This is a genomic window from Thermococcus sp. 21S9 (assembly GCF_012027635.1).
GTDB lineage: Archaea > Methanobacteriota_B > Thermococci > Thermococcales > Thermococcaceae > Thermococcus.
Window position 1 is genome coordinate 1,342,744 of the sequence record NZ_SNUS01000001.1, and the last position, 12,263, is coordinate 1,355,006.

The 12,263-nt window shown below is 56.9% G+C and carries 10 protein-coding genes and 2 tRNA genes; 10 read left to right on the top strand and 2 right to left on the bottom strand.

The features are described from left to right. Positions 1-20 precede the first annotated feature (20 nt). The 8 genes from E3E28_RS07595 to rpsG are packed head-to-tail and all read left to right on the top strand — an operon-like array spanning position 21 to position 9,430. Positions 21-269, top strand: coding sequence for a DNA-directed RNA polymerase subunit H (locus tag E3E28_RS07595; protein WP_042688985.1), 249 nt, complete (start codon positions 21-23; stop codon positions 267-269). A gap of 18 nt (positions 270-287) precedes the next feature. Next, positions 288-3,659: a DNA-directed RNA polymerase subunit B gene (locus E3E28_RS07600; protein ID WP_167914619.1), complete on the top strand. Its 3,372-nt coding sequence runs from the start codon at positions 288-290 to the stop codon at positions 3,657-3,659. Positions 3,660-3,664: 5 nt separating this feature from the next. After that, positions 3,665-6,382, top strand: coding sequence for a DNA-directed RNA polymerase subunit A' (locus E3E28_RS07605; RefSeq protein WP_167914620.1), 2,718 nt, complete (start codon positions 3,665-3,667; stop codon positions 6,380-6,382). A 5-nt stretch (positions 6,383-6,387) separates the two neighbouring features. Then, complete coding sequence (rpoA2, locus tag E3E28_RS07610; protein WP_167915319.1) at positions 6,388-7,563, top strand: DNA-directed RNA polymerase subunit A''; 1,176 nt, start codon at positions 6,388-6,390, stop codon at positions 7,561-7,563. A gap of 13 nt (positions 7,564-7,576) precedes the next feature. Continuing rightward, positions 7,577-7,885, top strand: coding sequence for a 50S ribosomal protein L30e (locus tag E3E28_RS07615; RefSeq protein WP_099210129.1), 309 nt, complete (start codon positions 7,577-7,579; stop codon positions 7,883-7,885). Next, a complete protein-coding gene (locus tag E3E28_RS07620) occupies positions 7,885-8,322 on the top strand; it encodes a NusA-like transcription termination signal-binding factor (RefSeq protein WP_042688991.1) in 438 nt (145 codons plus the stop codon). Before E3E28_RS07615 ends, E3E28_RS07620 begins: the two co-directional genes overlap by 1 nt. A gap of 10 nt (positions 8,323-8,332) precedes the next feature. Continuing rightward, complete coding sequence (locus E3E28_RS07625; RefSeq protein ID WP_042688992.1) at positions 8,333-8,776, top strand: 30S ribosomal protein S12; 444 nt, start codon at positions 8,333-8,335, stop codon at positions 8,774-8,776. A gap of 6 nt (positions 8,777-8,782) precedes the next feature. After that, positions 8,783-9,430: a 30S ribosomal protein S7 gene (rpsG, locus tag E3E28_RS07630; protein ID WP_167914621.1), complete on the top strand. Its 648-nt coding sequence runs from the start codon at positions 8,783-8,785 to the stop codon at positions 9,428-9,430. 107 nt (positions 9,431-9,537) lie between these two features. Here rpsG and E3E28_RS07635 read toward each other — a convergent pair whose 3' ends face one another. Both E3E28_RS07635 and E3E28_RS07640 read right to left on the bottom strand, forming a co-directional pair. Next, complete coding sequence (locus E3E28_RS07635) at positions 9,538-10,656, bottom strand: alkaline phosphatase family protein (protein ID WP_167915320.1); 1,119 nt, start codon at positions 10,654-10,656, stop codon at positions 9,538-9,540. 74 nt (positions 10,657-10,730) lie between these two features. Next, on the bottom strand, positions 10,731-11,981 hold the full coding sequence (locus E3E28_RS07640; protein WP_167914622.1) for an Nre family DNA repair protein: 1,251 nt from the start codon (positions 11,979-11,981) through the stop codon (positions 10,731-10,733). A gap of 84 nt (positions 11,982-12,065) precedes the next feature. Between E3E28_RS07640 and E3E28_RS07645 the strand changes: the two genes are divergently transcribed. Both E3E28_RS07645 and E3E28_RS07650 read left to right on the top strand, forming a co-directional pair. Beyond that, a tRNA-Ser gene (locus E3E28_RS07645) sits at positions 12,066-12,151 on the top strand. A gap of 19 nt (positions 12,152-12,170) precedes the next feature. Further along, a tRNA-Cys gene (locus tag E3E28_RS07650) sits at positions 12,171-12,245 on the top strand. The last annotated feature ends 18 nt before the right edge of the window (positions 12,246-12,263 follow it).

A 12,263-nucleotide genomic window follows, 5' to 3' on the forward strand; every position in this document is an offset into this window, starting at 1 on the left:
CGTTAAGGGGGCAATTCTCGGTGGCGGCGAAAAAGGAGTTTGATATATTCACTCACGTGCTGGTTCCCGAGCACAGAATCCTCAGCGAGGAGGAGAAGGAGGAGCTCCTCAAGAAGTACAGGATTAGGATTTCCCAGCTTCCGCAGATTAAGGCTTCTGACCCTGCTGTCGTTGCCCTTGGAGCCAAGCCCGGCGATGTCATCGAGATAAAGAGGAAGAGCCCCACGGCGGGTTACTACTACTATTACCGCCTCGTCGTGGAGGACTGATTTTAGGGGTGAGAGTTTATGAGCAGAGGAGTTACGGTTAACGAGCCCACTCTAACTCCGGACGAGCTCTGGCTCGTTATGGAATCCTACTGGAAGGAAAAGGGTCTTGTGAGACAGCACCTCGATTCTTACAACGCCTTCATCGACCACGGCCTTCAGCAGGTTGTCAACGAGTTCGGTGGCGTTAAGCCAGACATCCCCGGCCTTGAGGTCAAGTTCGGAAGGATTAGGCTCGGCGAGCCCGAGTTTCAGGAGGCCCAGGGACAGAGAAGACCGCTCTACCCGATGGACGCGAGAATAAGGAACCTCACCTATTCCGCTCCGCTCTACCTTGAGATGATTCCCGTCGTCAACGGCATCGAGCAGGAGCCTGTGGAGGTTCGCATCGGTGAGCTACCGATAATGCTCAAGTCCAAGGCCTGCCGTCTCTACGGTCTCAGCGATGAGGAACTCATAAAGCTCGGCGAGGACCCGAGGGACCCGGGAGGATACTTCATCATAAACGGTTCCGAGAGGGTTATCGTTTCTATCGAAGACCTCGCCCCGAACAAGACCCTCGTCGAGAGGGATGAGAGACAGAACCGCGTTATAGCGAAGGTCTTCTCCTACAGGCACGGTTACAGGGCTCTGATAACCGTCGAGAGGAAGAAAGACGGAATCCTCTACGTTTCTATCCCGAACGTTCCCAAGCCGGTCAAGTTCGTCTACGTGATGAGAGCCCTCGGTCTCCTCAGCGATAAGGAGATAGTTGAAGCTGTCAGCGACGACCCGAGGATTCAGCAGATTCTCTTCGACAACCTTGAGGATGCCAGCGACGTTAGGACCCAGGAAGAAGCTCTGGACCTCATAGGAAGGCTCTCGCTTCCGGGTCAGCCCAAGGAGTACAGGCTCAAGAGGGCCGAGCACATCATAGACAACAACCTCCTCCCGCACATGGGCGTCGAGCCCGAGAGGAGGAGGGCCAAGGCTTACTACCTCGGCATGATGGCCCTCAAGGTTCTCGAGCTTTCCCTCGGCCTGCGCGGTGAGGATGACAAGGACCACTACGCCAACAAGAGGCTCAAGCTCGCCGGAGACCTCCTTAAGGACCTCTTCAGAATCGCCTTCGGCCAGCTCGTCAAGGACATGCAGTATCAGATGACCAAGACCTACCAGAGGAAGGGCGAGCGCTACACCTTCGAGAACGTTCAGAGGTTTGTGAGAAACTCGATAAGGCCCGACGTTCTCAGCGAGAGGATTGAGCACGCCCTCGCTACCGGTGCGTGGCCCGGTGGAAGAACCGGTGTCAGCCAGCTCCTTGACAGAACCAACTACATCTCGACCCTCTCGCACCTCAGGCGCGTGACTTCACCGCTCAGCAGGGACCAGCCCCACTTCGAGGCCCGTGATTTGCACGGAACCCACTGGGGAAGAATCTGTCCGACCGAGACTCCCGAAGGTCCGAACTGTGGTCTCGTCAAGAACTTAGCTTTGATGTCTCAGATAACCACCGGCGTTCCCGAGGAGGAGGTTCGCGAGTACCTTATGAAGCTCGGCATAGTCCCGATTGAGGAGAGAAGGCCAGCTCCGGGACTCTACCGTGTCTACCTCAACGGTGTTCTCATCGGAACCATCGAGGACGGAAAGAGCCTGGTCAACAGGATTAGAGCCGACAGGAGGAGCGGTAAGATAAGCGAGGTAATAAACGTGGCCATCTACGAGGACGAGGAGGTCAAGGAAATCTACGTCAACAGCGACGACGGTAGGGTTAGAAGACCCCTCATCATAGTTGAGAACGGCAAGCCCAAGCTCACCCGCGAGCACATCGAGGCCGTTAAGAACGGCCAGCTCACCTGGAGCGACCTCGTGAAGATGGGAGTTATTGAATACCTCGACGCCGAGGAGGAAGAGAACGCCTACGTCGCAACCTGGCCCTGGGAGGTAACTGAAGAGCACACCCACCTCGAGCTCATGCCGGCCGCGATACTCGGTATTCCCGCTTCGCTCGTTCCCTACCCGGAGCACAACGCGGCCCCGCGTAATACCTACGGCGCGGGTATGGCCAAGCAGAGCCTCGGTCTCGGCTGGGCCAACTTCAGGATTAGAGTTGACACCCGCGGTCACCTTATGCACTACCCGCAGGTTCCGCTCGTCAACTCGCGCATAATGAAGGCCGTCGGTTTCGAGGAGAGGCCAGCCGGCCAGAACTTCGTCGTTGCGGTGCTCAGCTACCACGGCTACAACATGGAGGATGCCGTAATCATCAACAAGGCCTCAATCGAGCGCGGTCTCGCTCGTTCGACCTTCTTCAGAACCTATGAGGCAGAGGAGAAGCGCTACCTTGGAGGCCAGAAGGACACCTTTGAGGTTCCCGACCCGACGATACAGGGCTACCTCGGCGAGAAATACTACCGCCACCTCGACGAGGACGGTCTCATCTTCCCGGAGTCAAAAGTTGAGGGCAAGGACGTCCTTGTCGGAAGGACCTCACCGCCGAGGTTCCTTGAGGAGCAGAGCGGTCTCGGCGGAATGGCCCTTCAGGGAAGGAGAGAAACGAGCGTAACGGTCAGGCCGAGCGAGAGGGGTATCGTTGACAAGGTCATCGTCACCGAGACCGGCGACGGAACCAAGCTCGTCAAGGTCACCGTCAGGGACCTGCGCATTCCGGAACTCGGTGACAAGTTCGCTTCAAGGCACGGTCAGAAGGGTGTCATAGGTTTAATCGTCCCGCAGGAGGACATGCCCTGGACCGAGAGCGGTATCGTGCCGGACCTCATAGTCAACCCGCACGGTATCCCGAGCCGTATGACCGTCGGACAGCTCATAGAGGCCATCGGCGGAAAGGTCGCCTCGCTCAAGGGAAGGCGCGTTGACGGAACCGCTTTCATCGGTGAGCCCGAGGAGAGGCTCAGGAAGGAGCTTGAGGAGCTCGGCTTCAAGCACAGCGGAAGAGAAGTTATGTACGACGGCATAACCGGCAGGAGACTCGAGGCGGACATATTCGTTGGCGTCATCTACTACCAGAGGCTCCACCACATGGTTGCGGACAAGATGCACGCGCGTTCAAGGGGTCCGGTTCAGGTTCTCACCAAGCAGCCGACCGAGGGAAGGGCGAGAGAGGGCGGTCTCAGGTTCGGTGAGATGGAGCGTGACGTCCTCATCGGCCACGGCGCGGCGATGTTGCTCATCGAGCGTCTCCTTGAGGAGAGCGACAAGACGGAAGTATGGGTCTGTGAGAGCTGTGGACACCTAGCACTTGAGGACAAGCGTCGCGGTAAGGTCTACTGTCCGGTCTGTGGCGAGGAGGAGAAGATAAGCAAGGTCGAGATGAGCTACGCGTTTAAACTGCTCCTCGACGAGCTGAAGGCGATGGTGATTAGGCCTTCCCTCAAGTTGAAGGATAGGGTGTGATGGCCATGCAGTCGATGAAAAAGGTCATCGGGAGTATCGAGTTCGGAATACTCTCACCCCAGGAAATCAGAAAGATGAGCGCGGCCGAGATTACCGTTCCAGATACCTACGACGATGACGGTTACCCCATTGAAGGCGGTCTGATGGACAAGAGGCTCGGTGTCATCGACCCGGGTCTTAGATGTGAGACCTGTGGGGCAAGGGCCGGCGAGTGTCCCGGCCACTTCGGCCACGTCGAGCTCGCGAGGCCGGTCATTCACGTCGGATTCGCCAAGACAATCCACCGCGTCCTTGAGAGCACCTGCCGTGAGTGTGGCAGGATAAAGCTCACCGACGAGGAGATAGAGGAGTACATGAAGAAGTTCGAGGTCGTCGGCGACAGGAAGAAGGCCAAGGACAGGCTCATCAAGGAGATTCACAAGAAGGCCAAGGAGAGGATGGTCTGCCCGCACTGTGGAGCGCCCCAGTTCCCGATTAAGTTCGAGAGACCCACCATCTACTGGGAGCTCAGGAAGGACGAAGAAGGTAACGAGTACAAGCACAGGATGATGCCGAGCGAGGTTCGCGACAGGCTCGAGAAGATACCCGACAAGGACCTGCCACTCCTCGGACTCCACCCCGAGAAGGCCCGCCCCGAGTGGATGGTTCTCACCGTCCTTCCGGTTCCGCCCGTTACCATGAGGCCGTCCATTACGCTCGAGAGTGGCATTCGCGCCGAGGACGACCTCACCCACAAGCTGGTCGATATTATCCGTATCAACAACAGGCTCAAGAGCAACATCGAGGCCGGTGCTCCTCAGCTTATCATCGAAGACCTCTGGGACCTCCTCCAGTACCACGTGACAACCTACATCAACAACGAGACCTCGGGCATTCCCCCAGCCAAGCACAAGAGCGGAAGGCCCCTCAAGACCCTCGCCCAGCGTTTGAAGGGTAAAGAGGGACGCTTCCGTGGAAACCTCAGCGGTAAGCGTGTCAACTTCTCGGCCCGTACGGTTATCAGCCCCGACCCGATGATAAGCATCAACGAGGTCGGCGTTCCCTTGGCAGTTGCCATGGAGCTCACCGTTCCGGAGAAGGTAACCGAGTTCAACTTCGAGAAGCTCAAGCAGAGGGTTCTCAACGGTCCCGAGAAGTATCCAGGAGCCAACTACGTCATCGACCCAGAGGGAAGGAGAATCCGCCTCATGGAGAACAACCTCGAGCTCATAGCCGAGAGGCTCGACATCGGCTGGACCGTTGAGAGGCACCTTGAGGACGGCGACATAGTTCTCTTCAACAGACAGCCCTCGCTCCACAGAATGAGTATAATGGCCCACCGCGTCAGGGTCATGCCCTACAGAACCTTCCGCCTCAACCTTGCCGTCTGTCCTCCTTACAACGCCGATTTCGACGGTGACGAGATGAACCTCCACGTGCCCCAGACTGAGGAGGCCCAGGCCGAGGCGAAGATACTCATGGAGGTCCAGAACCACATAATCTCGCCAAGGTACGGAGGTCCGCTCATCGCTGGAATCCAGGACCACATCTCCGGTGGCTACCTGCTCACGCGCGAGGGGGCCTACTTCACCCGCTCAGAGGTCGAGCTCATGCTCATGTTCGCAGGTGTGGACGTTGAGGAGCTCCCCGAACCCGACAAGGTCGAGAACGGCGTTGAGCTCTGGAGCGGAAAGACGATATTCTCGCTCCTCCTTCCAGACGACCTGACCATCTGGTACCGCAACAAGCTCTGTGACGAGCCCGAGCGCTGTGAGGCCCTTGAGAAGCTCATAGAGGAGAAGCTCGTTCCAGACCCGGAGGAGGTCAGAAAGCTGGCCTACGACGGCTTCGTCTACATTCAGAACGGAAAGCTCCTCAGCGGTGCGATAGACAAGAAGGCCTACGGTAGGGAGGATGGAAAGCTCCTCGACCTCATAGTGAGGGAGTACGGCGTCGAGAGGGCCAGGCAGTTCCTCGACCAGGTTACCAAGCTGACGATATGGGTCATCACCCACAAGGGCTTCACCACAGCCATAGACGACGAGGACCTCCCGCAGGAGGCCCTGGACAGGATTAGAGAAATCATTCGCGAGGCTGAGGAGAGGGTTAACAGGCTCATCGAGGCTTATAAGCGCGGTGAGCTCGAACCGCTCCCGGGCAAGACCCTTGAGGAGACCCTTGAGAGCAAGATAATGGCCGTCCTTGCCGAGGCGCGTGACAACGCCGGTAAGGTCGCCGAACGCTACCTCGGTATGAGCAACCACGCGGTCATAATGGCCAAGACCGGAGCGAGGGGTAAGATACTCAACATCACCCAGATGGCGGCGATGCTCGGTCAGCAATCAATCCGTGGAAAGCGTCTCTACCGTGGCTACCGCGGAAGGGTTCTCACCCACTTCAAGCCAGGCGACCTGGGAGCCAGGGCCAAGGGATTCGTCATCAACTCCTACAAGAGCGGTCTCACGCCACAGGAGTACTTCTTCCACGCAATGGGTGGACGTGAGGGACTGGTTGACACGGCCGTCAGGACGGCGCAGAGCGGTTACATGCAGAGGAGATTAATCAACGCCCTCCAGGACCTCAAGGTCGACTACGACGGAACGGTAAGAGACCCGACCGGAATCATCGTCCAGTTCCGCTATGGAGAGGACGGCGTTGACCCGATGAAGAGCTGGGGAGGCAAGACCGTTGACGTTGACAGGGTTATAATCAGGACCCTGTTGAAGACCCGTGCCAAGGGGTGATGCTCATGGTTTCCGAGAGAACTATAAAGAACCTCGTCGAGAAGGCCGACCTTCCGAAGAGCGTTAAGGACGAGCTCTACCAGAAGCTCCTGAAGTACAACGAGAAGTACGACCTCAAGAAGGCCGAGGTTGAGGCTATCATAGAGGAGACCGTTAAGGAATACCAGAGGGCGCTCGTTGAGCCAGGGGAGGCGATAGGAACCGTCGCGGCGCAGTCCATAGGTGAGCCCTCGACCCAGATGACCCTCAACACCTTCCACTACGCTGGTGTTGCCGAAATCAACGTCACCCTCGGTCTGCCGAGGATTATCGAGATTGTCGACGCCAGAAAGAACCCTTCAACGCCGATAATGACAGTCTACCTCGACGAGAAGCACCGCTATGACCGCGAGAAGGCCCTTGAAGTTGCGAGAAAGATTGAGGGAACGAGCCTTGAGAACCTCGCGAGGGAAGAAACCATAGACATACTCAACTTCGAGTTCATAGTTGAGATTGACCCTGAGAGGCTCGAGAAGGCCGGTCTTGACATGGAGCGCGTCAAGAGAAAGCTTGAGAGCTCATTCAAGAGCGCCGAGTTCGAAGTTGAGGGATACACGCTCATTGTGAGGCCCAAGAAGATAAAGAAGCTCTCAGACCTGAGAAGGCTTGCCGAAAAGGTTAAAAAGCACCGCCTTAAGGGTCTCTCGGGCGTCGGAAAGACCATCATAAGGAAGGAAGGCGACGAGTACGTGATATACACCGAGGGCTCGAACTTCAAGCAGGTCCTCAAGGTTCCGGGCGTTGACCCGACCAGGACGAGGACCAACAACATCCACGAGATTGCACAGGTGCTCGGAATTGAGGCAGCTCGCAACGCAATCATCGAGGAAATCGTCAACACGATGCGCGAGCAGGGTCTTGAGGTTGACGTCAGGCACATCATGCTTGTCGCCGACATGATGACCCTCGACGGCGTCATCCTGCCTATAGGCAGGCACGGTGTCGTCGGGGAGAAGGCGAGCGTCTTAGCAAGGGCGGCCTTCGAGATTACGACCCAGCACCTGTTCGAGGCCGCCGAGAGGGGAGAGACAGACCCGCTCAACGGTGTCGTTGAGAACGTCCTCATCGGCCAGCCCGTGCCCGTCGGTACGGGAATCGTCAAGCTGGCAATGAATCTCCCCCTGAGACCGAAAAGGGAGTAGGGAGGTGTAGTTAATGGTTGACTTCGCCTTTGAGCTTAGGAAAGCCCAGGACACGGGTAAGATAGTGATGGGAGCCAAGAAGAGCATCCAGTACGCCAAGGTTGGCGGGGCAAAGATGATTATCGTCGCGAAGAACGCGAGGCCGGACATCAAGGAGGACATCTACTACTACGCCAAGCTCAGCGGAATCCCGGTTTACGAGTTCGAGGGGACCAGCGTCGAGCTCGGAACCCTCCTCGGAAGGCCCCACACCGTCTCGGCCCTCGCGATAATCGACCCGGGCGAGAGCAAGATACTCGCCCTTGCCGGGGGTAAGGAGTGATGCCGCTCAAGCTCAACACCGACCAGATAAAGTACATAGCGCTCTTCGAGAGCATGACCGGGGCAACAGTGCTCGACTGCCTCATTGACACCAACAGGAACAGGCTCATCTACGTCATCAAGAAGGGTGAGATGGGTCTTGCCCTCGGAAAGAAGGGCTCGAACGTTAAGCGTGTCCAGAACATGCTCGGCAAGGACATCGAGCTCATAGAGCACTCCGAGAACCCGGAGGAGTTCCTGAGGAACATTTATAAGAGCCTCGGGGTTAAGGTTAAAAAGGTTCATATCACCGAGAAGAAGGACGGTAAAAAGGTCGCCCTCCTCGACATCGGCCCGCGCGACAAGCCGAGGGCAATCGGAAGGGGCGGCCAGAACATAAACCTCGTGAAAGAGTTGATGGAGAGACACCACGGCATTCACGACGTGATTATAATTTGAGGTGATGTTCATGCCCGGAAAGAAGGCTCCGTATGGTGAATTTGCCGGTAGAAAGCTCAAGCTCAAGAGGAAGAAGTTCCGCTGGAGCGACATCCGCTACAAGAGGAGAGTTCTCCGCCTCAAGGAGAAGAGCGACCCGCTCGAAGGAGCTCCGCAGGCCAGGGGAATAGTTCTTGAGAAAATAGCCGTCGAGGCCAAGCAGCCGAACTCGGGAATGCGTAAGGCAGTTCGTGTTCAGCTCATCAAGAACGGTAAGGTCGTCACCGCCTTCACTCCCGGTGACGGTGCCATAAACCACATCGACGAGCACGACGAGGTCATCATCGAGGGAATCGGCGGTCCTAAGGGCGGTTCGATGGGTGATATCCCTGGAATCCGCTACAAGGTCGTCAAGGTCAACAGGGTCTCACTGAAGGAGCTCGTCAAGGGAAGGAAGGAGAAGCCGAGGAGGTGAAGGAGAATGGCCAAGCCACTCACCGAGCGCTTTTTCATTCCGAAGGAGCTCAAGGTCTTCGGAAGGTGGAGCGTTGAGGACGTCACCGTCAACGACCCCTCGCTCAGGCCCTACATAAACCTCGACGCGAGAATCCTCCCGCACAGCCACGGCAGGCACGCCAAGAAGCCCTTTGGCAAGGCCCAGGTTCACATCGTTGAGAGGCTCATCAACAAGGTCATGAGGAGCGGTGCTAGCCACTTCAAGGCCGGCGGTCACTTTATGAGAAGGGAACACCGCTCGATAATGAGCAAGAAGATGAAGGCCTACGAGGTCGTCAAGGAGGCCTTCATGATTATCGAGAGGAGAACCAAGCAGAACCCGATTCAGGTTCTCATAAGGGCCATCGAGAACTCTGCCCCGAGGGAGGACACTACTACTATCGCCTTCGGTGGAATCCGCTACCACATGGCCGTTGACGTTTCCCCGCTCAGGAGGCTCGACATAGCTTTGAAGAACATCGCCCTCGGTGCGAGCATAAAGTGCTACCGCAACAAGACCACCTTCGCCCAGGCCCTGGCCGAGGAAATCATTGCCGCGGCCAACAAGGACCCGAAGAGCTTCGCCTACAGCAAGAAGGAAGAAATCGAGAGGATTGCCCAGTCCTCCCGCTGAGGGCTGGAGGCTTCTTTTACCCTTCCGCTTTTCTTGTCTCGTTGTTGTGAGTTTTGTGTGGAGTGGAGCTATTCAGGTTCGACTTCTTAAAGGCGTGCCATGCTTTCCTAAATCAAACTCTCCCCCACCATGTTCCCCGGCTTCTCAACTCCGAAGAACTTCAGAACCGTCGGCGCTATGTCCATGAGGCTCGGCTCGTCAAGCTCCACCTTTTCGAATCCCCACAGTATCAGCGGGACCTTCATCACCGGTTCGTTCATCGAGCCGTGCATGCCCTTGACCCAGTGGCTTACCCCCTTTATCCCCTTGCACATCCTGTGTGAGCAGAACCAGTAGCCGGGCTTCGCTGAGACAATCAGTTCCCCGCTGTTCGGGCTGTTGAGGTGCTCTAAGTCCTCGCGGAAGAAGACTGCCTTAACCCCCGGCGCCTTCCTCAGGACCTCAAAGGCTTCCTCGGCCTCATTTGGGTTTCTCAGATAAACGTGAACGCCCCCGCCGGAGGAAACGCGGAGTGTCTCTATCCCATGCTTTCTGAGATAGGTTTTTAGGTTCACCCACGTGTGAACCTCCTCCTGCCCGTGGTCGGCGAAAATTATGAAGGCGTACTCGTCCTTGAGACGCTCCCAGAGGGTTCTAACTGCCGTGTCAACGGTGTGCACGGCCTTGAGCGCACCCTCACTCAACGGGCCGTGGTCATGGCTCATTCCGTCTATCGAGGCGAAGTGGACGAGGAGCAAATCCGGTTTGCACTCCTCGTAGAGGTAGAGAGCCGAGTTTAGAACCCACACGTCTTTCCTCCAGTCACGCCCGTGCTGTCTGTACATCTTGTCGCTCGCGAAGAAGGGCGGAAAAATCCTCACGTCGGTTCCGCTGAAGGGGGGCATCGTGTAGCCGGAAACGCTCGCCGTTCTAACTCCTCTCTGGCGAAGTATATCAACGATTGTCGGTGCCTTGATGACCTTATGGGGATTGAAGGCGACCTCGTAGTCGTAGAAGTTCACCTTTCTGTCGGTTAGCCTGTCGTAGTAGCCGTTCTCAACGACGCCGTGGTCCCTCGGCCAGACCCCCGTCATCACGCTCGTGTGCACTAAATCCGTCAGCGTCGGGAAGATGGAATCCACAACGGCGAAGCTCCCGGTTTCTGCCAACTCACTCAGGAAGGGCATGTGCTTGAGGTTGTAAACGCCGTTCCCGTCGAGGCTTATCAGGGCGAGCTTTTTTCTCATCTCCACCACCGGTGTCAGCCTGACGTGCACTCATCATCGCTCAGTGGGATGGAGTGGTCATCATTCACCGGGCTTCATTGGTCAATCCTGTATAAATTCTTTCCGAGCCATTCGTCGAGCGTCTTCTGCCTCGCAAGGCTTCCCAAGATGTAACTCCTTTTGAGGTACTCCTCGAAGGGATGCTCAAGCCTCCTACGTATCGCGTCGAGGGCCTCGTTAAGTGTCTCGAAACGGCCGATTGGATTGCTTAAAGCCTTCTTCACGCCGAGGCGAATCTGCCAGACGCCGACGGGGGCGTAGTACTCGGGCGTAACTTCCCTGAAGACAACAACCCTCGCCTGCTTTCTTCTCTCTCTGAGAGATTCGAGGACGCTCAAGTGGGCGGCGTGATAAGCGCCAGCCGTTTCTTTAACGTACTCCTTCCTCCCGCGGAAGTCCTCGTAGTCGTGAATCACGCTCGGCCTCTCGCTACCGAAGAGCGAACCCTTGAGCCAGACCTCGAGCAACTCAAAAGCGTAGCTTTCCGGCATCAGCAGAACGGCGTAGCGGTTGCCGAGGAAGCGGTAGAAGTAAACCTCGTAGTCGTTTATCTCCGGGTAGTGCAGAATCTCGCGCCTCAGGTTCTTGCCTATAGTATCTTGAACCGCTGTGATGCTCCACCGCGTCGGAACGAGCTTCCTCTCAATTCCCAGGAGGCCCGCAGAGAGGAGCCTTATGATGTAGTACTCGTCGAAGTCCCAGTTGTAGAGGCGCATTATCGCCTGTTCGGCCTTCAGCTCGTCGCTCACCACGTAGTCAGTTCTCCTGGGGATTTTCGGGTTCTCGGTCAGCTCGAAGTCGAGGAGTTCCGCTTTGGGTCCGATGGGCGGAGCGAATTCACTTGGGAGAACCTTGAGAACAGGCTTCCTCTTGAGAATTATTTCGCTGTCCACTGGTTTTACTGACATCGCCAGCTCCTGGACTTCGCTCAGAATCCTTCCGCTCTTCCTTACGTTCACATCGGCCTTCGTCTCGCCCATGACCAAAAGCGAGCGGTAGTAGAGTATGTCACGAATAGTCTTGTTCTCCCACTTCAACGGACTGTCGAGGTGGCTGGTGTTTCCTTCGAGTGGTGGAACGAGAGGACCTATTCTAACCTTTGGGTATCCGTACTCGCCGACGAATACGCTCGGCGGGGAGGAGCCGAAGAGGTGCCTCTTGTTGAGCTTCTGCTCCACAGTGCGGGCTACCCTAAAGCGCTCGAGAATCGGGCAGGTGGGCCTTCCGCAGAGGAGTTTCCGACCCTTGCAGACCGCGCAGAGCTTGGAGTTAAAGAGCTCGACCATTATGGATAACTGGCCGGGAGGATGTAAAAGCTTTGCTCCGCCAAAAAACTTAAAAACCCTCTCCCGCTCATATACCTCGGGCGTGCCGCGGTAGCCTAGCCTGGTAGGGCGCCGGCCTGCTAAGCCGGTGGGCGGTGCCCACCGGGGTTCAAATCCCCGCCGCGGCGCCATTAACTTCTCTGGGTCAATGCCGGGATAGCCTAGAGGCGAGGCGAGGGACTGCAGATCCCTTCCACCCGGGTTCAAATCCCGGTCCCGGCTCCAACTTTTAGTTCTCTTTGC

Coding starts and splice junctions, on each gene's coding strand:
- E3E28_RS07625 (WP_042688992.1), top strand. CDS start 8,333: ATGCCCGGAAAGAAGGCTCCGTATGGTGAATTTGCCGGTAGAAAGCTC.
- E3E28_RS07620 (WP_042688991.1), top strand. CDS start 7,885: ATGCCGCTCAAGCTCAACACCGACCAGATAAAGTACATAGCGCTCTTC.
- E3E28_RS07635 (WP_167915320.1), bottom strand. CDS start 10,656: ATGAGAAAAAAGCTCGCCCTGATAAGCCTCGACGGGAACGGCGTTTAC.
- E3E28_RS07640 (WP_167914622.1), bottom strand. CDS start 11,981: ATGGTCGAGCTCTTTAACTCCAAGCTCTGCGCGGTCTGCAAGGGTCGG.
- E3E28_RS07605 (WP_167914620.1), top strand. CDS start 3,665: ATGCAGTCGATGAAAAAGGTCATCGGGAGTATCGAGTTCGGAATACTC.
- E3E28_RS07600 (WP_167914619.1), top strand. CDS start 288: ATGAGCAGAGGAGTTACGGTTAACGAGCCCACTCTAACTCCGGACGAG.
- rpoA2 (WP_167915319.1), top strand. CDS start 6,388: ATGGTTTCCGAGAGAACTATAAAGAACCTCGTCGAGAAGGCCGACCTT.
- E3E28_RS07615 (WP_099210129.1), top strand. CDS start 7,577: ATGGTTGACTTCGCCTTTGAGCTTAGGAAAGCCCAGGACACGGGTAAG.
- rpsG (WP_167914621.1), top strand. CDS start 8,783: ATGGCCAAGCCACTCACCGAGCGCTTTTTCATTCCGAAGGAGCTCAAG.